Origin of the sequence: Methylobacterium hispanicum (assembly GCF_022179285.1) — a bacterium.
Lineage (GTDB): Bacteria > Pseudomonadota > Alphaproteobacteria > Rhizobiales > Beijerinckiaceae > Methylobacterium > Methylobacterium hispanicum.
On sequence record NZ_BPQO01000008.1, the window covers coordinates 164,417 to 187,964 of the forward strand.

The window sequence follows — 23,548 nt, forward strand, 5'->3', positions numbered from 1 at the left end:
GTCGGGCCCCTTGGAGCCCTGGGGCAGGACGTGATGAGAGATCCGGTCGACTACTACAACAGCGCGCTCGTCCCCATGGTGGTCGAGCAGTCGAGCCGCGGCGAGCGCGCCTTCGACATCTACTCGCGGCTGCTGCGCGAGCGGATCATCTTCCTGACCGGCCCGGTCGAGGATTACGGCGCCTCGCTCATCGTCGCGCAGCTCCTCTTCTTGGAGGCCGAGAACCCCAAGAAGGAGATCTCCTTCTACATCAACTCGCCGGGCGGCGTGGTCACCTCCGGCCTGTCGATCTACGACACGATGCAGTTCATCCGCTGCCCGGTCACGACCCTCTGCGTCGGCCAGGCCGCCTCGATGGGCTCGCTCCTCCTCACCGCTGGCGAGCCCGGCCACCGCTTCGCCCTGCCGAACGCCCGGATCATGGTGCACCAGCCCTCCGGCGGCTTCCAGGGCCAGGCCACCGACATCCTGATCCACGCCCGCGAGATCGAGGCGCTCAAGCGCCGCCTCAACGAGATCTACGTGAAGCACACGGGCCGGGAGTACGAGGCCATCCATCAGGCGCTGGAGCGCGACAACTTCATGACCGCCGACGCGGCCAAGGAGTTCGGCCTCATCGACGAGGTCATCCAGAAGCGCCCCGAGCCGGCCGCGGCCTGAAGGCCGGGCGGCCCGAAGGCGCGCGGCCCTTAGGCCCGCGCCGGAGGCCGCAGGAACCCGGCGTGCCCCCGACGGCGTTTGCCGAATAAGGAGCACGCCCGCCGCGGCCTTGATCCCGCCGCGGCAGCGTGTTTGCATCGGGTCTCCGGGAGGCCCCGTCACAAGCGCGCAGGTGACTTTTTCTTTAAGCGGATTCCCTTACCTGTGAACGATGCGCGTGCGCCCCGGGCTGGCAGCGCACGAGACGATCGGAGACCGATATGAGCAAGACTGGCGGCAACGACTCGAAGAGCACGCTGTACTGCTCGTTTTGCGGCAAGAGCCAGCACGAGGTTCGCAAGCTGATCGCGGGCCCGACGGTGTTCATCTGCGACGAGTGCGTCGAGCTGTGCATGGACATCATCCGCGAGGAATCGAAGTCCTCGCTGGTCAAGAGCCGCGACGGCGTGCCTACCCCGAAGGAGATCCGGCGGGTGCTCGATGACTACGTCATCGGGCAGGACTTCGCCAAGAAGGTTCTCTCGGTCGCTGTGCACAACCACTACAAGCGGCTCGCCCACGCGACGAAGCACAACGACGTCGAGCTGGCCAAGTCCAACATCATGCTGATCGGGCCGACCGGCTCCGGCAAGACGCTGCTCGCCCAGACGCTCGCCCGCATCCTCGACGTGCCCTTCACGATGGCGGACGCCACCACGCTCACGGAGGCGGGCTACGTCGGCGAGGACGTCGAGAACATCATCCTCAAGCTGCTCCAGGCCTCGGACTACAACGTCGAGCGGGCGCAGCGCGGCATCGTCTACATCGACGAGATCGACAAGATCTCCCGCAAGTCGGACAACCCCTCGATCACCCGCGACGTCTCGGGCGAGGGTGTGCAGCAGGCGCTCCTGAAGATCATGGAGGGCACCGTCGCCTCCGTGCCTCCGCAGGGCGGCCGCAAGCACCCGCAGCAGGAGTTCCTGCAGGTCGACACCACCAACATCCTGTTCATCTGCGGCGGCGCCTTCGCGGGGCTGGAGCGGATCATCTCCCAGCGCGGCAAGGGCACCTCGATCGGCTTCGGCGCGAGCGTGCAGGCCCCCGACGACCGCCGCACCGGCGAGATCTTCCGCTCGGTGGAGCCCGAGGATCTCTTGAAGTTCGGCCTCATCCCCGAGTTCGTCGGCCGTCTCCCGGTCCTGGCGACGCTCGAGGACCTCGACGAGGAGGCCCTGAAGAAGATCCTGCAGGAGCCCAAGAACGCGCTCGTCAAGCAGTACCAGCGCCTGTTCGAGATGGAGAACGTCGACCTGACCTTCCAGGAGGAGGCGCTGAGCCTCGTCGCCCGCAAGGCGATCGAGCGCAAGACCGGCGCCCGCGGCCTGCGCTCCATCCTGGAGACGATCCTGCTCGACACGATGTACGACCTGCCGGGCCTCGACTCGGTGGAGCAGGTCGTGATCGGTCCGGAGGTGGTCGAGGGCAAGTCGCGCCCGCTCTACATCCACGGCGACCGCAACAAGGAAGCGCCGGCGAGCGTCAGCGCCTGAGGGCAGGCCGGGGCCGGCTCGCCCCGGCCGCCTGTGCGCCGGAGCACATCCGCGTAACGCGTTGAGGCGGCAGGGCGATTCGCTTCTGCCGCCGGCCTGCCCGGAGCCGGCGGCATCTTGAAAACGGTGCCCCCGGACATCACCTGATGCTCAGCGCGGTGGCCGCCCGCTCCCCCCGAGGGACGGTGCCGCGTCACCAGCCGCAAAGCTTCAACAGCTCTACCCGACCCTCGCGGCCCGGTCGGCGTCTGGCGCAGTGCTTGCTCCCTGACTCGAGGAGCGCTGGCCCGGCGTCCATCATGAGGAAGTCAGCCATGACTCAATCGAAATCGCGCCAGCCTGTCGTCCCGGGCTCGACGGGCTCCTACGCGGTCCTGCCGCTGCGCGACATCGTGGTGTTCCCGCACATGATCGTGCCGCTCTTCGTGGGGCGCGAGAAGTCCATCCGCGCCCTGGAAGAGGCGGTGCGCACGGACCGCCACATCCTGCTCGCCACCCAGATCAACGCGGGCGACGACGACCCGGCGACCGACGCCATCTACACGATCGGCACGCTGGCCTCCGTGCTGCAGCTCCTGAAGCTGCCCGACGGCACCGTCAAGGTGCTGGTCGAGGGCGCGGGCCGCGCCAAGATCACCGGCTTCACCCGCTCGGACGAGTTCTACGAGGCCGAGGCCGAGGCGCTGCACGACGAGCTCGGCGACAAGGTCGAGGCCGAGGCGCTCGCGCGCTCCGTGCTCTCGGAGTTCGAGAACTACGTCAAGCTCAACAAGAAGATCTCGCCCGAGGTCGTCTCCGCCGTGACCCAGATCGACGAGCCCTCGAAGCTCGCCGACACGATCGGCTCGCACCTGCTCGTCAAGATCTCCGACAAGCAGGGCATTCTCGAGACCCCGACCGTCGCCCAGCGGCTGGAGCGCGTGCTCTCGCTGATGGAGAGCGAGATCTCGGTGCTCCAAGTCGAGAAGCGCATCCGGACCCGCGTCAAGCGGCAGATGGAGAAGACCCAGCGCGAGTACTACCTGAACGAGCAGATGAAGGCCATCCAGAAGGAGCTGGGCGACAGCGAAGATGGTCGGGATGAGCTGGCCGAGCTGGAAGAGAAGATCGAGAAGACCAAGCTCTCGAAGGAGGCCCGCGACAAGGCCACCGCCGAGCTGAAGAAGCTGCGCCAGATGTCGCCGATGTCGGCCGAGGCCACGGTCGTGCGCAACTACCTCGACTGGATGCTCGGCATCCCGTGGGGCAAGCGCTCGAAGGTCAAGAAGGACCTGCCCGGAGCCCAGCTCCTCCTCGACGAGGACCATTTCGGCCTCGACAAGGTGAAGGAGCGCATCGTCGAGTACCTCGCCGTGCAGCAGCGGGCGAACAAGCTCACCGGCCCGATCCTCTGCCTCGTCGGCCCCCCCGGCGTCGGCAAGACCTCGCTCGGCAAGTCGATCGCCAAGGCCACGGGCCGCGAGTTCGTGCGCATGTCGCTCGGCGGCGTGCGTGACGAGGCCGAGATCCGCGGCCACCGCCGGACCTATATCGGCTCGATGCCCGGCAAGGTCGTCCAGTCGATGCGCAAGGCCAAGACCTCGAACCCGCTCATCCTGCTCGACGAGATCGACAAGATGGGCATGGACTTCCGCGGCGATCCGTCGGCGGCGCTCCTCGAGGTTCTGGATCCGGAGCAGAACGCCACGTTCAACGACCACTACCTGGAGGTGGACTACGATCTCTCGAACGTGATGTTCGTCACCACCGCTAACACCCTCAACATCCCGGGCCCGCTCATGGACCGGATGGAGGTGATCCGCATCGCCGGCTACACCGAGGAGGAGAAGGTCGAGATCGCCCGCAAGCACCTGATCCCGAACGCGCTCAAGAAGCACGGTCTGGACCGGAAGGAGTGGTCGATCGACGACGAGGCCCTGCTGATGCTGGTCCGCCGCTACACGCGGGAGGCGGGCGTCCGCAACCTCGAGCGCGAGCTCTCGAACCTGATCCGCAAGGCCGTGAAGGAGATCCTGATCACGAAGACCAAGGTCGTGGCGGTGAACACCGACACGTTGCAGGTCTTCCTCGGCCCGCCGAAGTTCCGCTACGGCGAGATCGACGCGGAGGATCAGGTCGGCGTGGTCACGGGTCTGGCCTGGACCGAGGTCGGCGGCGAATTGCTGACGATCGAGGGCGTCATGATGCCCGGCAAGGGCAAGATGACGGTCACGGGCAACCTGAAGGACGTGATGAAGGAGTCGATCTCGGCGGCGGCGAGCTACGTCCGCTCCCGCGCTCTCGACTTCGGCATCGAGCCCCCGCTCTTCGAGCGCCGGGACATCCACGTCCACGTCCCCGAGGGGGCGACCCCGAAGGACGGCCCGTCCGCCGGCATCGCGATGGCGACCGCCATCATCTCGACGCTCACCGGCATCCCGGTGCGACGCGACGTGGCGATGACGGGCGAGGTGACGCTGCGCGGCCGGGTCCTGCCGATCGGCGGCCTGAAGGAGAAGCTGCTCGCGGCACTCCGCGGCGGCATCAAGACGGTGCTGATCCCCGAGGAGAACGCCAAGGACATCGCCGAGGTGCCCGACAGCGTGAAGAACGGCCTCGAGATCGTGCCGGTCTCTCGGATGGACCAGGTGCTGGAGCGGGCGCTGGTCCGCCAGCCCGAGCCGATCGAGTGGGACGAGCCGCTGCCCGCGGCCAAGCCCGCCCGCGACGAGGACGGCGCGGCCTTCGTGGCCCACTGATCCCCTGGACAGAAAGGCCCCCGGAGCCGAGGCTCCGGGGGCCTTTTTCATGCCCGACGCGATCTCCCCTGCGATCCATGCGCATCCTGCTGATCAACCCGAACACCACCGCCTCCGTGACGGATCTGGTCGCCGGCCACGTGCGCCGGATCGCCCCGGAGGCGACCGTCGTGCCGGTCACGGGCCGCTTCGGGGCCCGCTACATCGCGACCCGCGCCGCGGTGGCGGTGGCGGGCCACGCCGCCCTCGACGCGCTGGCCGAGCACGTCGCGGGCTGCGACGCGGTCTATCTCGCCTGCTTCGGCGATCCGGGTCTGCCGGCGCTGCAGGAGGTCTCGCCGGTCCCCGTGGTGGGGATGGCCGAGGCGGCCTGCCGGGCCGCCGCCGTGGGGGGACGCCGCTTCGGCATCGTGACGGGCGGTGTGAACTGGCCGGCGATGCTGACCGAATTCGTCACGCTTCAGGGCCTCGGCGCGCAGCTCGCCGGGATCCGCGCCGTGGCGCCGACCGGCGGTGAGATCGCCCGCGACCCCGACGGCGCGCTCGCCCAGCTTGCCGCCGCTTGCCGGGCCTGTGCCGAGGAGGACGGCGCCGAGGCGGTAATCCTGGGCGGCGCCGGCTTGGCGGGCTTGTCCACGCGCATTCAGCCGGAGGTGCCCTGCCCGGTGATCTGCTCGGTCGAGGCCGGCACCCGGGCCGTCCTGGCCACCGCCCTCGGGGCGCCCCACCGCGCCGCCGATCCCGTCCCGAGCATCGGCCTCTCGGCCTCGCTCGAAAACCTCCTCCAGGCGTCGTGAGGCGGCGGTGGCGCTTGCCACCGGCCCACACGTTGCCGTACCAAGCGAGCCGCCGCGGGGCGGTTAGCTCAGTTGGTAGAGCGTCTCCTTTACACGGAGAGGGTCGGCGGTTCGAGCCCGTCACCGCCCACCAATCAAATCGATCCCGTCCGTTGGGCTCTGCACCCCGGAGTTGCGCCTTGGGATGCATCGAGGGTGCAGAGCAGCTGGGGTGCACGCACCCCAATGGGCATATCAACCGAGGTGTGGGCTTCCCTCCTTAGCGCCCGGGGCCGTAGAGGCGGACGGCTCCCCGTATCCACCCCCTTCATGACTCCTCTTCCGCCCGTTTTTGGGGTGCATCACCGCCCACTCCAAGCACACCAAATCACGCATGCGATGGCTTGAAGGTCTCTACCGCTTCCCGAACCCGATGTCGGCGGCCACGGCCTTCAGGCGCTCCGGCTCCCGCTCCTTGCGCTCGCTGTAGCGGTCGACGAGGTAGTCGGCCCGCTCGCGCGTCAGGAGGGTGAATTTCATCAGCTCCTCGCAGACGTCGACCACGCGGTCGTAGAGCGGCCCCGGCTTCATGCGGCCGGCGTCGTCGAACGCCTCGTAGGCCATCGGCACCGAGGACTGGTTCGGGATGGTGATCATCCGCATCCAGCGGCCCAGCACCCGCAGGCTGTTCACCGCGTTGAACGACTGGGAGCCGCCCGAGACCTGCATCACCGCGAGCGTGCGCCCCTGCGTCGGCCGCACCGAGCCCTCGCTCAGCGGCAGCCAGTCGATCTGGCTCTTCATCACGCCGGTCAGGTTGCCGTGCCGCTCCGGCGAGACCCAGACCTGCCCCTCGGACCAGATCGAGAGCCGTCGGAGCTCCTGCACCTTCGGGTGGTCGGCCGTCGCGTCGTCGGGCAGCGGCAGGCCGTGGGCGTGGAAGAGCCTGACCTCGCCGCCCATCGCCTCCAAGAGCCGGGCCGCCTCGTAGGCCAGGAACCGGCTGAACGAGCGCGCCCGGAGCGAGCCGTAGAGGATCAGAAAGCGCGGCGCGTGGGTGAACGCGGCCGGCACCTGCAGCCGCTCGGCGGTCGGCACCGCGAAATGCGCCTCGGAGAGGTTCGGGATCCCATCGACAAAGGGCTGCTGGGGCTTGTCCAAGACGTCCTCGTTCTCTACGCTTCAACGAAGGTTGATTTGTTGGATCATTAGTGAACAAGCGATGGACGAACGGCAAGCCCTCGCGGCCTTCGCGGCCCTCGGCCAGGAGCACCGGCTCCGGGTCGTGCGCGCCCTCGTCACCGCCGGTCCGGACGGCCTCGCGGCTGGGGCGCTGGCGATCGAGGTCGGGGCCACGAGCACCAACCTGTCCTTCCACCTGAAGGAACTCTCGCACGCCGGCCTGATCACCTCCCGGCGCGAGGGCAAGTCGATCATCTACAGCGCCGCCTACGCCGGCCTGTCCAACCTGATCGCCTTCCTGATGCGCGACTGCTGCCAGGGCCGGCCCGAGGTCTGCGCTCCGGCCGTCGCCGCCCTGTCCGCCTGCGATTGCCCTGTCGGAGAAGCTCTCAATGCCTGAGGCGTTCGACGTCGTCATCTACCACAACCCCGCCTGCGGCACCTCGCGGAACACGCTGGCGATGATCCGGAACGCCGGCATCGAGCCGCACGTCGTCGAGTACCTGAAGGCGCCGCCGAGCCGGGCGCTCATCGAGCAGCTGCTGGCCCGCGCGGGACTCGGTGTGCGGGACGTGCTGCGCGAGAAGGGCACCCCCTACGCCGAGTTGAGCCTCGGGGACCCGGCGCTGAGCGACACGCAGTTGCTCGACGCGATCGAGGCGCACCCGATCCTGCTCAACCGGCCGCTGGTGGTGAGCCCGAAGGGCGTGCGCCTGTGCCGGCCCTCCGAGGCGGTGCTCGACCTCCTGCCGGCCCAGCAGGGTGCGTTCATGAAGGAGGACGGCGAGCGCGTCATCGACGCGCACGGCCGTCGCGTCGCCACCGCCTGAGGAAGCCCATGAGCACCTTCGAGCGCTACCTGACCGTCTGGGTCGCCCTCTGCATCGTGGCCGGCATCGCCCTCGGGCACGTCATGCCGGGCGTCTTCCACGCCGTCGGCGCGGCCGAGATCGCAGAGGTGAACCTGCCGGTCGCCGTCCTGATCTGGCTCATGGTCATCCCCATGCTGCTCAAGATCGACTTCGCCTCGCTGCGCCACGTCGGCCGGCACTGGCGCGGGATCGGGGTGACGCTGTTCATCAACTGGGCCGTGAAGCCCTTCTCGATGGCGGCGCTCGGCTGGCTCTTCGTCGGCCACCTGTTCCGGCCCTACCTGCCCGCCGACCAGATCGACAGCTACATCGCCGGCCTCATCATCCTGGCGGCGGCGCCTTGCACCGCGATGGTGTTCGTCTGGTCGAACCTCACCCGGGGCGAGCCGCACTTCACCCTGAGCCAGGTGGCGCTCAACGACACCATCATGGTGGTGGCCTTCGCCCCCATCGTCGGCCTGCTGCTCGGGCTCTCGGCGATCACGGTGCCTTGGGGCACGCTGGTGCTGTCGGTGGCGCTCTACATCGTCGTCCCGGTGATCGTCGCCCAGGTCGTGCGCCGCAGCTTCCTCGCTTCGGGCGGACAGGCCGCCCTCGACCGGCTGCTCGCCCGTCTCGGACCCGTGTCGCTCGTCGCCCTCCTGGCCACGCTGGTGCTGCTGTTCGGCTTCCAGGGCGGGCAGATCCTGGCGCAGCCCGCGGTCATCGCACTGCTGGCGGTGCCCATCCTCATCCAGGTCTACCTGAACGCGGGACTGGCCTACGTCCTCAACCGGGCCGCCGGCGAGCAGCACTGCGTCGCCGGCCCCTCGGCGCTGATCGGCGCCTCGAACTTCTTCGAACTCGCGGTGGCCGCCGCCATCAGCCTGTTCGGCTTCAACTCCGGCGCGGCGCTCGCCACCGTGGTCGGCGTCCTCATCGAGGTCCCGGTCATGCTCTCGGTCGTGTGGATCGTGAACCGGAGCCGGGGATGGTACGAGCGCGGCGCCACTGGCAAGGGAGCAGCGCTGAAGCCCGTCTCCCGCGAGATCTGATCCTGTTTCCGGCTGATCACCCCGGCGATCGCGGATCCCCTCTCCCCCCACCGGGATCGTCGTGCCGGGCGCCGGCTCCTCGATGCCGGCGCGGAACCCGCCCGCCGACGATGCGCCTGTCGGTCCAGCAGAAATCTGGCATAGTGCGGGACATGCCCGGTGCCGGGACACGCCCCGTCCGGGTCAGGCCGGCATTCGGGGCGGGGCGCTCGCGGGCCGGGCGATACGTGGCGACGATGGCCGACCAGATGACGCGCGGTGATGGGCGGGGCGGCCCTCCGCCGACGCTCGCCTTCAGCACGGACGGCCTGCCGGACGAGCAGGCCTTCTCCGAATGGCGCGGTCTCCTCGCGCCGATGGTCCGGGTCGAGCGCGCCAGGGGCGGCCCGACGCCGCGCGGCACCCTCGCGTGCACGTTGCTGGACGGCGTCCTGTTCAGCCGCATGACGTTCAACGCACAGGTCATGATCCGGGATCGCGTCTCGGCGGCGAGCACGCCCGATCACTTCACCATGATGCTCTATCCCGTGGGCGGCCTCGAAGGTGTGCTCGCGGGCCAGGCCGTGGTCCGGCAGCCGAACCGGGTTATGGCCGTCGACATGGCCAAGCAGATGCACATGCGCGGCGCACCCTCGAGCGCCTTCGGCCTGACCATTCCGAGAGCCCTGCTCACCGGGGTCGATCCCGCCACGGCCCCCGTCCGCCTCGATCCGGAGCGCAATCGCCTGCTCGTCGCGCGGCTGGTCGCGCTCTGCCGCCAGATCCGGGAGCCCGGGACCGACGACGCGGCAGCGCTCGCCTCGGACGTGCTCGGCTTCGTCCGGCGCCTCTACGATCCGTCGGGATGCCGCGACGTGCTCGAGGGGGCGGAACTCGATGCCGGCCTGGTCGAGCTCGCCGAGCGGGTGATCGCCCGCAACCTGTCCGCGCCGGATCTCACGCCGGCCTTCATCGCGGGGCGCCTGGGCGTCTCGCGCGCGACGCTGTACCGGGCCTTCGATCGATCCGGCGGCATCATGCGGCGGGTCTGGGAGATGCGCCTGGCCGCCATGCGGGCCGCGCTCGCCGACCCGTTCGAACTCCGCTCGCTGGAGCGGCTGGCGCTCGACTGCGGTTTCAGGTCCGTCTCCCACATGAGCCGCAGCTTCCGGGACCTGTTCGGCGACACGCCGGCCGCCTGGAGGCGCGAGCGTGCGCGCCGCGCACCATCCGCGCCCCGGCCCGACAGAGGCTTGGCGCACCGATGGTACGACGAGCTGGAGGATACGGTGCCGCGCTCCCGTCCATGAGGCCCGCCCCGGCGCCCCGGGGCAGGCCTTTCGGGAGCATGAAGGGCCGCGTCAGCGGGCGGCGGCCTCGGCGACGCGCTGCTTCGCGGGAGCGGCCGGAACCAGGCGCGGCGTGGTGGTGAGCTCGGCGGCGGGCCGGACGGAGGCCGTGGCCCGGGCCAGCTCACGGTAGAGCGTCGGCGTGACGGTGAGGCGCTCCTCCGCGCTGACGGAACCGATGACGGTCGCGGAAGCGAGGGCGCCGAGGACGAAGGTGCGAAGGGTCATAATGCGGGTCTCTCTCGTGTTTTCGGGCCGATGCCCGTTCCGAGAGCGTATTTGCGCTGCGCTGCAGCATCATTCAAACAGATGCCGTCGATAGTCCGTATCGACGGCGTCGATTTCGTTCGCGTCAGGCCCCTGGGGGGCGGCGACCGAACGCCGCGGCATGGCGGCTCCCCGGAAGCAGGCCGCCGAGGTTCCGGCACACGCGACGCACCTGGCGGGTCTGCGACTGCGCCGGGGCGGCATACGGCACTCATATCTCGGCTGCGTGATGGTCGAGAGCTAGACTAAGATAGGTTAGCGTGCTGCCTCAGGATCGTGCTTTCGGCCGGAGCAGCCATTTTTCGCGAACCTAGAGCCTCGCCCACCCGTCCACCCTAAGTCAAAATTTAGATTTTTACATGCAGTAAGCTTATCGGCTCGGTCGGGACGATCTCGAACGAGAGATTGGGCTGCTTCGACATGGCCGCGACGCTACGCACTCAGCTCGGTCCCGCTGCCCAGGATTCTGCCGAGGCCGGAGCCGGGCGCGCCGCGCCGGAGCCGGCCGTCGTCGCGGCTCTGCTGCCCTACCTGGATGCGATGCGCCACGGCCTGCTGCTCGTGGACGAGCGCGGGCGCGTCGTCCTCGCCTCCGGCCGGAGCCTGGGGCTCCTCGGCGGCCGCGAGGCCTCCCTCGCGGAAGGATCCTCCCTCCGGCAGATCCTGCGCGTCGCGCGGAACCGTGCGGGCGCGGGCTGGAGCGTGGTGCGGGCGCAGCTGTCGCGCTTCCTCGCCCCGCCGACGGCCGGCACCTTCGAGGTGACGCTGCAGGGCCAGCGCCTGGAGATCCACCTGCAGCCCGTGGCGGGCGGGCGGTGGGCGGTCGCCTTCGAGGACGTCACGGCGCGCCGGGCCGCCGAGGCCCAGGCCGAGGAGATGGCCCGCCACGATCCGCTCACGGGCCTGCCGAACCGCCTCCTCCTGCGCGAGCGGCTCACGGAGGCCCTGGCGCGCCTGAGCCGGATGGGCGAGGCCTGCGCCGTCCTGCTGATCGACCTCGACCGGTTCAAGCCGGTCAACGACACGCTGGGCCACCCGATGGGCGATGCCCTCCTGCGCAAGGTCGCCGACCGCCTGCGCTCGACCGTGCGGCCCACCGACACCGTGGCGCGGATCGGCGGCGACGAGTTCGTCATCCTGCAGACCGGCGTCGGCGAGGCCTCCGACACGCAGGCGCTCGCCCGCCGCCTCGTCGACCTGATCGGCCGGACCTACATGGTCGACGGGCACCTGCTCACGATCGGCGCCAGCGTCGGCGTCGCGCTGGCCCCGGGCGACGGCACCGAGGCCGACACGCTCCTGAAGAACGCCGACCTCGCGCTCTACCGGGCCAAGCTCGACGGGCGCGCCACCTACCGGTTCTTCGAGCCGGAGATGGACGCGCGCATGCAGGCGCGCCGCCGGCTCGAGCTCGACATGCGCCAGGCGCTCGCCCGGCGCGAGTTCCAGCTGCACTACCAGCCGCAGCTCCAGCTGGAGGGCGACCGCCTCGTGGGCTGCGAGGCGCTGATCCGCTGGCAGCACCCGGTGCGCGGCATGGTCTCGCCCCTCGACTTCATCCCGCTGGCCGAGGAGATCGGCCTCATCGTGCCGATCGGCGAGTGGGTCATGCGGCAGGCCTGCCGCGATGCGGCCGGCTGGCCCGCGCCCCTCTCCGTCGCCGTCAACGTCTCGCCGGCCCAGTTCAAGAGCGAGCGCCTGGTCGAGATGGTCATGTCGGCCCTCGCCGCCTCCGGGCTGCCCGCCACGCGCCTCGAGGTGGAGATCACCGAAGGCGTCCTCCTGCACGAGAGCGAGCGGACCCTGCAGACCCTGCACCGCCTGCGGGAACTCGGCGTGCGCGTGTCGATGGACGATTTCGGCACCGGCTACTCGTCCCTGAGCTACCTGCGCAGCTTCCCCTTCGACAAGATCAAGATCGACCGCTCCTTCGTCAGCGACCTCACGGGCGCGGGCAAGGGCGCCGGCAAGGGCGCGGGCAAGGGGGATGGCGAGGCGATCATCCGGGCGATCGCCGGCCTCGGCAGGAGCCTCGGCATGACGACGGTCGCCGAGGGCGTCGAGACGGCCGACCAGCTGGAGCGGATCCGGGCGGAGGGCTGCACCGACGTGCAGGGCTACCTCATCAGCCGGCCCATCCCGGCCGCCGAGGTCCTGGCCTTCATCGCCGCCCGCTGAGCCGACCGACCCGCCCTTCCGCCGCGCTGGAGCCCTTCGCCGTGAGTGACCTGTACCGTCTCGTCTACGCCAGCAAGAACCTCCTGCAGGGATCGGATGCCGAGATCGCGGCGGCCGTCTCGCAGATCCTCGACGCCTCCCGGCGCAACAACGCCGGGGTCGCGGTCACCGGCGCCCTGATGTTCAACGCGGGCGCCTTCGCGCAGGTGCTCGAGGGTCCCAGGGAGGGGGTCGAGAACACCTTCGAGCGCATCCAGTGCGATCCGCGCCACGGCGACGTCACGGTGCTGCAATGCGGTCTGGTCGAGAGCCGCACCTTCACGAACTGGTCGATGGCGTTCGTCGGGCAGTCCGAGGCGGGCCGCACGCGCTGGGACGGCATCGCGGCCGCGAGCGGGTTCGACCTGACGCGGCTCGACGGCGACGCCGTCTTCGCCATGCTGCACGGGCTGGTGCTGGAGGAGGAGGGCCTGCCGGCCGCCGCGAGCCCCCCGGCCGAGCCGTCCCGGCAGGAGGGCGGGCCCGGCCCGGGCCTGGACGTGGAGCGGGTCCGGGCGGAGCTGCCGCAGGCCTTCCGGGCGCCGCAGGCCGTCCGGGACGCCGGCGCGATGCCGGCCTCCGGACAGGCGGCCGGGTCCGTGACGGCAAGGCCCGAGGCGGCCCTCGCCGTCCTGCGCGCGGCCCTCGCGCAGGAACGCCAGATCACGACAGACCTGCGCAACGAACTCGACACGGTGCGGATCGCGCTCGCGATCGAGCAGGAGCTTGCCGCGACGCTCCGCGGGGAGCGCGACCTCTGGGCCGGGCGGGCGCAGGTGCTGGCGAGCGCGATGAGCCGGGAGGCGAGCGCCGTCGCCGAGGACGCCCCCGCCGCCGCAGGCCGCGCCGAGGTCGCCGTCCGCGCCATCGCCTGACGGGCGATACCGGGCCGGCGGGCTTCGGACGGGGCGGGTACGAGCCCCGCGGGGCCGGATCGGCCGGGCTTTCGACGGCGAGCGTTCGATTTGTGCGAACGCAACATGCCGAAATACGGTTGGATCGACCGCTGTCACCTCCGGTATGGAATGCTCGAAGCCATACGGAGGAGATGCCATGCCTGGGCCGCTGAGCGGTATCCGCGTGCTGGAACTCGGCCAGCTCATCGCCGCGCCCTTCGCCGCGCGCCTGATGGCCGAGTTCGGCGCCGAGGTGATCAAGGTCGAGCCGCCGGGCGAGGGCGACCCCTTGCGCAAATGGCGCAAGATGCACGAGGGCACCTCGCTCTGGTGGTACCTGCAGTCGCGCAACAAGAAGTCGATCGCCGTCAACCTGAAGTCGCCGGAGGGCCTCGACGTCGTGAGGCGACTCGCCCAGAGCGCCGACGTCGTGATCGAGAATTTCCGCCCCGGCGGCCTGGAGAAGCTCGGGCTCGGCTGGGACGTGCTCTCCGCCCTCAACCCCAACCTCGTGATGGTCCGCATCTCGGGCTACGGCCAGACCGGGCCCTACCGTGACCGCCCGGGCTTCGGCGCCATCGGCGAGGCGATGGGCGGCATCCGCTACACCACCGGCAGCCCCGAGGCGCCCCCGGCCCGGGTCGGCGTCAGCATCGGCGACACGCTGGCCTCGCTCCACGGCGTCATGGGCGCCCTGATGGCGCTGCTCCGGGTGAAGATGGGCCAGGGTGCGGGCCAGGTCATCGACGTCTCGCTCGTCGAGAGCGTGTTCAACGTGATGGAGAGCCTCGTTCCCGAGTACGACCTGCTGGGCGAGGTCCGCACCCGCAGCGGCGGCGCGCTGCCCGGCATCACCCCCTCCAACACCTATCCGACGAAGGACGGCGGCTACGTCGTCATCGCGGGCAACAGCGATCCGATCTTCCGCCGGCTGATGACGATGATCGGCCGGGCCGACCTCGCCGAGGACCCGGCGCTTCGCAGCAACGACGGCCGCTCGAGACAGGCCGCGATGCTGGACGGCGTGATCAGCGACTGGTCGGCCGCGCGCACCGTCGAGGAGGCGCTCGCAGCCCTCGACGCCGCCGACGTGCCGGCCGGCCGGATCTACTCGGTGGCCGACATCGTGGCCGACCCGCACTACCAGGCCCGCGCGATGATCCTCTCCGCCGACCTGCCGGGCGGCCAGCAGGTGAAGATGCCCGGCATCGTGCCCAAGCTCTCCGAGACCCCCGGCGAGGTGCGCTGGCAGGGGCCGGCGCTGGGCGAGCACACCGATGCGGTCCTCGGCGATCTCGGCCTCGACGCCGAGGGCATCGCCCGCCTGCGCGCGACGGGAGCGGTGGCATGAGCGAGACGCTGATCGTCCAGGAGGTCGCCACCCGCGACGGCTTCCAGATCGAGCCCGTCTTCGTGGAGACGGCCGAGAAGATCCGGCTGATCGACGCGCTGGCCGCCGCCGGCTTCAGCCGGATCGAGGTCTCCTCCTTCGTCTCGCCCAAAGCGGTGCCGGCGCTCTCCGACGCGGCCGAGGTCTTCGCCGGGCTGACGCGCCGCCCCGGCACGGTCTACGTGGCGCTCGTCCCGAACCCGCGGGGCGCCGAGCGGGCGCTCCAGGCCAAGGTCGACGAGATCAACCTCGTGGCCTCGGTGAGCGAGACGCATAACCGCGCCAACATGGGCATGACGCCCGCCGCCTCGCTCGAGGGCTTCGCGCGCATCGTGGAGACGGTCCGGGGATCGGGCGTCGGCGTGAACGCGACCGTCGCGACCGCCTTCGGCTGCCCGTTCGAGGGCGACCAGCCGGTGGACAAGGTGCTGGCCCAGGTGGAGCGGTATCGCGCGCTCGGCGTCGATGGCGTGACGCTCGCCGACACCACCGGCATGGCCAACCCGCGCCAGGTCGCCCACCTCGTCGAGCGGGTGCTGCCCTCGGTCGGCGCGGCGGGCCTGACCCTGCACTTCCACAACACCCGCGGCCTCGGCCTCGCCAACGTGCTGGCCGCCTACCAAGCGGGCGCCCGCCGCTTCGATGCGGCGCTCGGCGGCCTCGGCGGCTGCCCGTTCGCGCCGGGGGCCACCGGCAACATCTGCACCGAGGACCTCGTCAGCATGGCCCACGAGATGGGGCTGGCCACGGGCCTCGACCTCGCGGCCCTCATCGACCTCGCGCGCGACCTGCCGCGCCTCGTCGGCCACGACGTGCCGGGTCAGGTCGCCAAGGCCGGCCGGCCCTGCGACCTGCACCCGGCGCCCCCACTCAAGGCCGCCTGAGCCCCATTCTCGCGGAGAAGCTGTCCCTTCCGGGGGCGGCCCCGCACATGCGACGCGACCCGGCCGGCCCCGAAGGCCGCCGGCAGGGAGCCGCGTCCCCGTCTCGGAGAGGAAACCCCATGATCACACGACGCAGCCTGCTCGCCACCGCCGCGACCGGGGCCGGCCTCCTCGCCTGCCCGGCCGTCCTGCGGGCGCAGAGCCCGAAGGTCCTCAAGCTGTCGCACCAGTTCCCGGGCGGCACGATCGACCAGGGCGATGCCCGCGACCGCATCGCCCGCCGCTTCGGCCAGGCGGTCGAGCAGCGCACCGGCGGCAGCCTGCAGGTGCAGGTCTACCCGACCTCCTCGCTGATGAAGACGCTCGCCCAGTTCAGCGCCGTGCGGAAGGGCGCACTCGACATGAGCCTCGTGCCGCTCTCCTACGCGGGCGGCGAGGTGGTCGAGACCAACCTCGCGCTGATGCCGGCCCTCGTCTCCAGCTACGAGCAGGCCGCCCGGTGGCGCACCGCCCGGATCGGCGAGGAACTCGCCAAGACGCTCAGCGACAAGGGCGTGATCATCCTGACCTGGGTCTGGCAGTCGGGCGCGGTCGCCTCGCGGGTGAAGCCGATCCTCGAGCCCGGCGACGTGAAGGGCGTGAAGATCCGCGGCGGCGGGCGCGAGATGGACATGATGTTCCAGGCGGCCGGCGGCATCGTCTCCACCATGCCCTCGAGCGAGATGTATATCGGCATGCAGACCGGCGCCCTGGAGGCGGCGGTGAGCGCCTCGACCAGCCTGATCTCCTTCCGGCTCGACGAGATGACCAAGAACCTGACCGCGGGGCGCGGGCGCTCGTTCTGGTTCATCCTGGAGCCGCTGATCATGTCGAAGGCGACGTTCGACGCGCTGACCCCCGAGCAGCGACAGGCTGTCCGCGACGTCGGCCAGGAGATGGAGGCGTTCTCCTTCGAGGCCGCGAAGGCCGACGACGAGGAGATCGTGAAGATCTACGCGGCCCGCGGTGCCAAGGTCCACGACCTCACCGACGCGCACATCGCCAAGTGGAAGGAACTCGCCCGCGACACCGCCTGGAAGGATTTCTCGGCCAAGAACGCTCGCTGCGCGGAGCTTCTGAAGCTCGCGGAGCAGGTCGCGTGAGCCACGGCCTCGACGCGGCCGGGAGGCGGGCGGGGCACCGTCCGTAGGCCCGCCTGCCGGGGCGCGCCCCGGGCCCGGCTCCGCAGTTCAACTCCGTGCAGTGGGATGCAGAGCCCGAAAATTGGGACGCTCAGGCATTTTACGCCGCCGCGTCCCGTGCCTTGTTCGCAGGCTGTATCGCGGTGCGACGACGGGGCGGACAATGGATCAGCGTGGCGAGCTTATACCGAACTGGCTGCGTCGGCGACGCTTCTCGCTGAAGGCCAAGCGGCTGATCGCCGTCGCCCTCCGCCGCCGCAGAATCCTGGCGGGCCCGGTGCCGGGCACCGTGGCGACGCGCCCTGCGGGCAACATCATCCCGTTCCAGCGCCGATAGGACACGCGCGACGGGCTGCCGACCGAGGTCGGCAGCCCGTCTTCACGCGTCCGCGGGGTGCGCTGCCCGCTCAGCCCCGCTGATCCAGGGGAACGTACTCGCGCCGGTCCGGGCCGATATAGAGCTGGCGCGGCCGGCCGATCTTCTGGGACGGGTCCTCGATCATCTCGGCCCACTGCGCGATCCAGCCGACCGTGCGGGCGACCGCGAACAGGACCGTGAACATGTCGGTCGGGAAGCCCATCGCCTTGAGGGTGATGCCCGAGTAGAAATCGATGTTCGGGTAGAGCTTCTTCTCGATGAAGTACGAGTCCTTGAGGGCGATCTCCTCGAGCTTCATCGCGACCTCGAGCAGCGGGTCGTCCTGCTTGCCGAGTTCCTTCAGCACCGCGTGGGTGGTGGCCTGCATCAGGCGGGCGCGCGGGTCGTAGTTCTTGTAGACCCGGTGGCCGAAGCCCATCAGGCGGAACGGGTCGTTCTTGTCCTTCGCCTTGGCGACGTAGGCATCGACCCGGTCGGGGGTGCCGATCTCGGTGAGCATCTTCAGCGCCGCCTCGTTGGCGCCGCCATGCGCGGGGCCCCACAGGCAGGCGATGCCGGCCGCGATGCAGGCGAAGGGGTTGGCGCCCGAGGAGCCGGCCAGCCGCACCGTCGAGGTCGAGGCGTTCTGCTCGTGGTCGGCGTGCAGGATGAAGATCCGGTCCAGAGCCTTCGAGAAGACCGGGTTGACCTGGAACTCCTCGCACGGCACCGCGAAGCACATCCGCAGGAAGTTCGAGGTGTAGTCGAGCTCGTTCTTCGGGTAAACGAAGGGCTGGCCGATCGAGTACTTGTAGGCCATCGCGGCCAGCGTCGGCATCTTGGCGATCATGCGGATCGAGGCGATCATCCGCTGCTGCTCGTCCGAGATGTCGGTCGAGTCGTGGTAGAAGGCCGAGAGCGCGCCGACGCAGGCCACCATCACGGCCATCGGGTGCGCGTCGCGCCGGAAGCCCGAGAAGAAGCGGTTCATCTGGTCGTGCACCATGGTGTGGCGCGTGACCCGGTAGTCGAAGTCGGCCTTCTGGGCGTCGGTCGGCAATTCGCCGAACAGCATCAGGTAGCAGGTCTCGAGGAAGTCGCCCTTCTCGGCGAGCTGCTCGATCGGGTAGCCGCGGTAGAGCAGCACGCCCTCGTCGCCGTCGATGTAGGTGATCTTCGACTCGCAGGAGGCGGTCGAGGTGAAGCCCGGATCGAACGTGAAGGCACCGGTCTGCGCGTAGAGCTTGCCGATATCGACGACGTCCGGACCGATGGTCCCCTTCTTAACCGGAAGCTCGACCTGCTTCCCGTCCACGGTAATGCTGCTGGTTGCGCTCATGGGACGTGGACCTCTCCTGGCGAGGGTGCGTTGCCGGCTGCGCGCCGCGGCCCGAAGCCGCGGTCCGCACTCGGGCACCGTCAGCATTTTGCTGCAGGTGCTCACAGGTGCATCGGGTTAGCGGATCGGTCGGACGCCAGCAACGGGGCGGGTGACATCCGCCCCGGAACGCCTAGCGAAATCCGGACCGCGCGGCCGATTCCGTGCGGCCCGGCGGCCCCTTAAGCGGCCTGATCGCGCAGCCGTGCGAGGCTCTCGTCCCGGCCCAGCACCGCCATCACGTCGAAGAGCGGCGGGGACGTTGTGCGGCCGGTGAGTGCTGCGCGCAAGGGTTGCGCCACCTGCCCGAGCTTCACGCCCGCGCTCTCGGCGAAGGCGCGCACCGCGGCCTCGGTCGCTGCGGCGTCCCAGTCCGGCAGGGCCTCCAGCGCCGGCAGCACCGCGGCGAGGCGCGCCTTGCCGTCCGCGCCGAGCAGAGCCCTGGCCTTCTCGTCGAGCGCGAGCGGGCGCGGGGCGTAGAGGTAGTAGGCGCTGTCGAGGAGCTCGATCAGGGTCTTGGCGCGCTCCTTCAGCCCCGGCATCGCCGCGAGCAGCTTCCGGCGCAGGTCGTCCGGCAGCGGCGCCGAGAGGCCGCGGGCCGGGCCGACATGGGGCAGCATCGCCTCGATCGCGCGGAGCAGGTCGGCATCCGCCGCGCCCCGGATGTAGAGGCCGTTGAGGTTCTCCAGCTTGGCGAAGTCGAAGCGCGCGGCCGAGCGGCCGACCGCCTTCAGGTCGAAGGCCGCCACCATCTCGTCGGTCGAGAACACCTCCTGGTCGCCGTGGCTCCAGCCGAGGCGCACGAGGTAGTTGCGCAGCGCCGCCGGCAGGTAGCCGAGGTCGCGGTAGGCATCGACGCCGAGCGCCCCGTGGCGCTTCGAGAGCTTGGCCCCGTCCGCCCCGTGGATCAGCGGGATGTGGGCCATCGCCGGCACCGCCCAGCCCATCGCCCGGTAGATCTGGCTCTGGCGCGCGGCGTTGGTGAGGTGGTCGTCGCCGCGGATGATCTGGGTGACGCCCATGTCGTGGTCGTCCACCACCACGGCCAGCATGTAGGTCGGCGTGCCGTCCGAGCGCAGCAGGACGAGGTCGTCGAGGTCGCGGTTGGCCCAGGTCACGCGGCCCTGCACCGCGTCCTCCACCACGGTCTCGCCCTCGGTGGGGGCGCGCAGGCGAATGACGAAGGGTGCGCCGGCCGGCGCCTCGGCGGCATCGCGGTCGCGCCAGCGCCCGTCGTAGCGGGACGGCTTGCCCTCCGCGCGGGCCCGCTCGCGCATCTGGGTCAGCTCCTCGGCCGTGGCGTAGCAGCGATAGGCGTTCCCCGAGGCCAGCAGGCTCTCGGCCACCTCGCGGTGCCGGGCGGCGCGGGCGAACTGGAACACCACCTCGCCGTCCCAGTCGAGGCCGAGCCAGCGCATCCCGTCGAGGATCGCGTCGATCGCCCCTTGGGTCGAGCGCTCGCGATCGGTGTCCTCGATGCGCAGCAGCATCCGGCCGCCGTGGTGGCGGGCGTAGAGCCAGTTGAACAGCGCGGTGCGGGCGCCCCCGATATGGAGGTAGCCCGTGGGCGAGGGCGCGAAGCGCGTGACGACGGGTGACGACATCGATCTCGGGGTGCGGGTAGCAGCGCGCGGGTCCTTGGAAGACGGGCGGGCTCGCGGGCGAACGGGAACGGGGCGGCCGGCCCTGTGGGGCGCGGCGGCGGTGGCTGTAGCATGGCCCCGCCGATGCGTTAAGAAAGCGTTGACGCGGCGTGAATGTTCACCGCCCGTGACGGACGGCCCGGGCCATGGAGCGGATCGGCGCGCGGGGGAGCGGCGGGAGCCTCGCGCTGGGCATCCCCCTGCGCCGCGCGCCCGGCCTCGCCCTGCCGGCTCTGCGCGGCTGGATCGGTCGCAGCCTTGCCACGGAGGCCGCGCAGCGGCGGCTGTTTCCCTGGCTCGCGGTCGCCTTCGGGGCCGGCATCCTGCTGTTCTTCGGCGTCGCGGACGGCGCGCCCGTCCTCGCCGCGCCGCTCGCCGCGGCCGCCCTCTGCCTCGCGCTGACGCCCTGGCTCGGCACCCGGCCCGCGGCCCTGGCGCTCGCCCTCCTCCTGGCGGCGGCCTTCCTGGGCTTCGCCGCCGCCGCGTGGCGGGTCTCGCGCGTCGCCGGCCCGGTCCTCGTCCGCACCACGATCGGGCCGCTCGCCGGCCGCGTCGAATCCCTGGAGGAGCGCGAGGAGGGCGCACGCCTCGTGGTCCGCGTCGCCCGCTTCGGTGCGCTCCGCCCGGAGGAGACGCCGCGGCGGGTGCGGGTGTCGTTCAGGAAGGCGCCGCCCGTGAAGCCGGGCGACGCGATCGAGGCGAGCGCCCGCCTGCTGCCGCCGCCGGAAGCCGCCCGGCCCGGCGGCTACGATTTCGCCCGGGACGCGTGGTTCCGCGGCATCGGCGCCGTCGGCTCGCTGACCGGCAAGATCGTGGTGCGGCCGCCCGCCGAGGAACCGGACCTGCCCGCGCGCCTCGCCGCCCTCGTGGACGCGGCGCGCAACGCTCTGACCCGGCGCATCGCCGAGGCGACGGGGGGCCAGGCCGGCGCGGTGGCCGCGGCGCTGGTCACCGGCAAGCGGGGCCTGATCGCGCCCGCCACCAGCGAGACCCTGCGGGCGGCGGGGATCTACCACGTCGTCTCCATCTCGGGGCTTCACATGGTGCTGGCGGCGGGCGTGGTGTTCTGGCTGATCCGGGCGGGGCTGGCGCTGGTGCCGCATCTCGCCCTGTTCTGGCCGATCAAGAAGATCGCGGCCGCCGTCGCGATGCTCGGCGTCACCGCCTACTGCATCTTCTCCGGCTGGGACGTCGCGGCCGAGCGCTCCCTCGTGATGACGCTGATCATGCTGGGCGCGATCCTGGTCGATCGTCCGGCCCTCTCGATGCGCAACCTCGCGCTGGCGGCGCTCGTCGCGCTCGCCCGCGAGCCCGAGGCCCTGCTCGGCCCGAGCTTCCAGATGTCGTTCGGGGCGGTGGCCGGGCTCATCGCCTGCGCGCGGCTCGTGGGCGGGGCCCTGTTCCGGCAGCCGGGGGCGGGACGGATCGGCCGGCTCTACGGCGCGGTGCTGGCCGCGGTGATCGGCACCCTCGCCACGACGCTGGTGGCGCAGGTCGCGACCGCGCCCTTCGCCACCTACCATTTCCAGACCGTGCAGCCCTTCGGGTTGCTCGGCAACGCGCTGACCCTGCCGCTGGTCTCGCTCGCGGTGATGCCGGCGGCGGTCCTCGGGATCCTGGCCTACCCCTTCGCCCTCGACCTGCCGGTCTGGTGGCTGATGGGGCAGGCGGTGCGGGGGATGCTGGCGATCTCGGGGTGGATCGAGGGCTTCGGGGGCGCGACCCTGGTGGTGCCGGCCTTCGGCAGCGCGGCCCTCGGGCTGCTGGCCGCCGCGCTCCTGCTCGCGACGCTGCCGGTCTCCGGCCTGCGCTGGCTCGCGCTCCTGCCCGGCGCCTGCGGGCTCGCCCTCGCGGCGGCTCCGGAGCGCCACGACCTCTACGTCGACCGGCAGGGCGGCGGGGCGGCGCTGCGCGGTGCGGACGGGCGGCTGATCACGCTCGGGCGCCCCTCGGGCTTCGTGCTCGAGCAGTGGCTGAAGGCGGACGGCGACGGGCGAAAGCCCGCGGATCTGGGCGGCGGCACCTGCGACCGGCTCGGCTGCGTCGGACACCTCGCGGACGGGCGCGCCGTCGCCCTGGTGCGCGACCGTCGCGCCTTCGCGGAGGATTGCGCCCGCGCCGCCGTGATCGTCACGGGCCTCGCCGCGCCACCCGGTTGCGCCGCCGCCCTGGTGATCGACCGGGCCTATCTGGCCCGGCACGGTGCGACGGCTTTGCGCGTCGCCGCGGGCGGCTCGCTCGCCGTGCACCACGCCCGCGATCCCGCCCGGTCCGCGCCCTGGTGGCCGGCCGCGCGGCCGCCCCCGCAGACGGAAAAGGCCCCGCGGCCGGAGACCGCGGAGCCCGCGCAGGAGGAGACGCCCGGCCCGCCGGACGACCCCGATCCGTGATGCCCGCTCAGTAGCGGCGCACGAGGCTGACGAGCCGGCCCTGGATCTGCACCCGGTCGGGCCCGAGCACGCGGGTCTCGTAGGCGGGGTTGGCAGCCTCCAGCGCGATCGAGGAGCCGCGCTTGCGCAGGCGCTTCAGCGTGGCCTCCTCGTCGTCGATCAGCGCCACGATGATGTCGCCGGTGTTGGCCGTGTCCTGCTTGCGGATCACCACGAGGTCGCCGTCGAGGATGCCGGCCTCGACCATCGAGTCGCCGCGCACCTCCAGGGCGTAGTGCTCGCCGCCCGCCAGGAAGTCCGGCGACAGTGTGATGGCCGAGCTCTGGTTCTGGATCGCCGAGATCGGCGTGCCGGCGGCGATCCGGCCCATGACCGGGATCGAGACGGCGCGGCCCTGCTCGTCGGTGAACTGGGTGGTGGTGGGCCGGGGCGGCGCCGCCTTGGCCCGGCCGCCCTCGACCACGCTCGGGGTGAAGCGGCGCGGCTCGGGCATTGCCGCGGCCGTCGCGGGCCCGAGGCTCTCGGGCAGGCGGATCACCTCGATGGCGCGGGCCCGGTTCGGTAGGCGGCGCAGGAAGCCGCGCTCCTCGAGCGCCGTGATCAGCCGGTGGATGCCCGACTTCGACTTGAGGTCGAGCGCGTCCTTCATCTCGTCGAAGGAGGGCGGCACGCCGCTCTCGCGCATCCGCTGCTGGATGAAGCGCAGGAGATCCAGCTGTTTACGCGTCAGCATCGGGCAGCACTCGCATTCGGGGCAGGCGGAATCGCGGCTTCGGAAACAAACCACGAACACGTTAAACGTTCCGCAAGTGTTCCGCAAGC

20 protein-coding genes and 1 tRNA gene are annotated in these 23,548 nt (G+C 71.0%); 16 read left to right on the plus strand and 5 right to left on the minus strand.

The features are described from left to right. Window positions 1–33 precede the first annotated feature (33 nt). The 5 genes from MFF56_RS11810 to MFF56_RS11830 all read left to right on the plus strand — a co-directional run bounded on the left by MFF56_RS11810 (window position 34) and on the right by MFF56_RS11830 (window position 5,860). Entirely contained in the window at window positions 34–660 is a 627-nt protein-coding gene (locus MFF56_RS11810) for an ATP-dependent Clp protease proteolytic subunit (protein ID WP_066922248.1), read from the plus strand. Between the two features lie 260 nt (window positions 661–920). Then, window positions 921–2,192 carry an ATP-dependent Clp protease ATP-binding subunit ClpX gene (gene clpX / locus MFF56_RS11815; protein WP_066922246.1) on the plus strand — a complete coding sequence of 424 codons (1,272 nt, stop codon included), beginning with the start codon at window positions 921–923 and terminating at the stop codon, window positions 2,190–2,192. 314 nt (window positions 2,193–2,506) lie between these two features. Continuing rightward, window positions 2,507–4,930, plus strand: coding sequence for an endopeptidase La (lon, locus tag MFF56_RS11820; protein ID WP_066922244.1), 2,424 nt, complete (start codon window positions 2,507–2,509; stop codon window positions 4,928–4,930). A 77-nt stretch (window positions 4,931–5,007) separates the two neighbouring features. Next, entirely contained in the window at window positions 5,008–5,727 is a 720-nt protein-coding gene (locus tag MFF56_RS11825) for an aspartate/glutamate racemase family protein (protein ID WP_066922242.1), read from the plus strand. Window positions 5,728–5,784: 57 nt separating this feature from the next. Continuing rightward, window positions 5,785–5,860, plus strand: a tRNA-Val gene (locus tag MFF56_RS11830). 260 nt (window positions 5,861–6,120) lie between these two features. Here the strand turns inward: MFF56_RS11830 and arsH are convergent. Then, window positions 6,121–6,867, minus strand: coding sequence for an arsenical resistance protein ArsH (gene arsH / locus MFF56_RS11835; protein WP_283207419.1), 747 nt, complete (start codon window positions 6,865–6,867; stop codon window positions 6,121–6,123). Between the two features lie 61 nt (window positions 6,868–6,928). Here arsH and MFF56_RS11840 point away from each other — a divergent pair, with 61 nt between their 5' ends. From MFF56_RS11840 to MFF56_RS11855, 4 genes are all read left to right on the plus strand, one after another. Further along, window positions 6,929–7,288: an ArsR/SmtB family transcription factor gene (locus MFF56_RS11840; protein ID WP_066918112.1), complete on the plus strand. Its 360-nt coding sequence runs from the start codon at window positions 6,929–6,931 to the stop codon at window positions 7,286–7,288. After that, window positions 7,281–7,718, plus strand: a complete 438-nt coding sequence (gene arsC, locus MFF56_RS11845; protein ID WP_066918111.1) for an arsenate reductase (glutaredoxin) — start codon at window positions 7,281–7,283, stop codon at window positions 7,716–7,718. Before MFF56_RS11840 ends, arsC begins: the two co-directional genes overlap by 8 nt. Before the next feature lie 8 nt (window positions 7,719–7,726). Next, window positions 7,727–8,794 (plus strand): ACR3 family arsenite efflux transporter, encoded by a 1,068-nt coding sequence (arsB, locus tag MFF56_RS11850; RefSeq protein WP_238230047.1) that lies wholly within the window; start codon window positions 7,727–7,729, stop codon window positions 8,792–8,794. Between the two features lie 248 nt (window positions 8,795–9,042). Continuing rightward, on the plus strand, window positions 9,043–10,083 hold the full coding sequence (locus MFF56_RS11855; RefSeq protein ID WP_156453507.1) for a helix-turn-helix domain-containing protein: 1,041 nt from the start codon (window positions 9,043–9,045) through the stop codon (window positions 10,081–10,083). 51 nt (window positions 10,084–10,134) lie between these two features. Here the strand turns inward: MFF56_RS11855 and MFF56_RS11860 are convergent, their stop codons facing one another. Further along, window positions 10,135–10,350 carry a hypothetical protein gene (locus MFF56_RS11860; RefSeq protein WP_197430440.1) on the minus strand — a complete coding sequence of 72 codons (216 nt, stop codon included), beginning with the start codon at window positions 10,348–10,350 and terminating at the stop codon, window positions 10,135–10,137. A gap of 459 nt (window positions 10,351–10,809) precedes the next feature. Here MFF56_RS11860 and MFF56_RS11865 point away from each other — a divergent pair, with 459 nt between their 5' ends. From MFF56_RS11865 to MFF56_RS11890, 6 genes are all read left to right on the plus strand, one after another. Next, window positions 10,810–12,567, plus strand: coding sequence for a putative bifunctional diguanylate cyclase/phosphodiesterase (locus MFF56_RS11865; RefSeq protein WP_238230048.1), 1,758 nt, complete (start codon window positions 10,810–10,812; stop codon window positions 12,565–12,567). Between the two features lie 41 nt (window positions 12,568–12,608). Beyond that, window positions 12,609–13,481, plus strand: a complete 873-nt coding sequence (locus tag MFF56_RS11870; protein ID WP_066919966.1) for a BLUF domain-containing protein — start codon at window positions 12,609–12,611, stop codon at window positions 13,479–13,481. Window positions 13,482–13,659: 178 nt separating this feature from the next. After that, the gene (locus tag MFF56_RS11875; RefSeq protein ID WP_066919967.1) at window positions 13,660–14,853 is read left to right on the plus strand and encodes a CaiB/BaiF CoA transferase family protein; all 1,194 of its coding nucleotides are present in this window, start codon (window positions 13,660–13,662) and stop codon (window positions 14,851–14,853) included. After that, on the plus strand, window positions 14,850–15,776 hold the full coding sequence (locus MFF56_RS11880; protein WP_066919969.1) for a hydroxymethylglutaryl-CoA lyase: 927 nt from the start codon (window positions 14,850–14,852) through the stop codon (window positions 15,774–15,776). Before MFF56_RS11875 ends, MFF56_RS11880 begins: the two co-directional genes overlap by 4 nt. A gap of 119 nt (window positions 15,777–15,895) precedes the next feature. Continuing rightward, entirely contained in the window at window positions 15,896–16,918 is a 1,023-nt protein-coding gene (gene dctP, locus MFF56_RS11885) for a TRAP transporter substrate-binding protein DctP (RefSeq protein ID WP_066919970.1), read from the plus strand. A gap of 202 nt (window positions 16,919–17,120) precedes the next feature. Continuing rightward, complete coding sequence (locus MFF56_RS11890) at window positions 17,121–17,294, plus strand: hypothetical protein (RefSeq protein WP_156453559.1); 174 nt, start codon at window positions 17,121–17,123, stop codon at window positions 17,292–17,294. Window positions 17,295–17,364: 70 nt separating this feature from the next. Here MFF56_RS11890 and gltA read toward each other — a convergent pair whose 3' ends face one another. Together gltA and gltX are read right to left on the minus strand one after the other, a co-directional pair. Continuing rightward, complete coding sequence (gltA, locus tag MFF56_RS11895; protein ID WP_066919971.1) at window positions 17,365–18,654, minus strand: citrate synthase; 1,290 nt, start codon at window positions 18,652–18,654, stop codon at window positions 17,365–17,367. 221 nt (window positions 18,655–18,875) lie between these two features. Then, window positions 18,876–20,297 (minus strand): glutamate--tRNA ligase, encoded by a 1,422-nt coding sequence (gltX, locus tag MFF56_RS11900; RefSeq protein ID WP_066919972.1) that lies wholly within the window; start codon window positions 20,295–20,297, stop codon window positions 18,876–18,878. Window positions 20,298–20,482: 185 nt separating this feature from the next. Here gltX and MFF56_RS11905 point away from each other — a divergent pair, with 185 nt between their 5' ends. Further along, window positions 20,483–22,726, plus strand: coding sequence for a ComEC/Rec2 family competence protein (locus MFF56_RS11905; RefSeq protein ID WP_238230049.1), 2,244 nt, complete (start codon window positions 20,483–20,485; stop codon window positions 22,724–22,726). Window positions 22,727–22,733: 7 nt separating this feature from the next. Here MFF56_RS11905 and lexA read toward each other — a convergent pair whose 3' ends face one another. Continuing rightward, complete coding sequence (gene lexA, locus MFF56_RS11910) at window positions 22,734–23,459, minus strand: transcriptional repressor LexA (protein ID WP_066923274.1); 726 nt, start codon at window positions 23,457–23,459, stop codon at window positions 22,734–22,736. Between the last annotated feature and the right edge of the window lie 89 nt (window positions 23,460–23,548).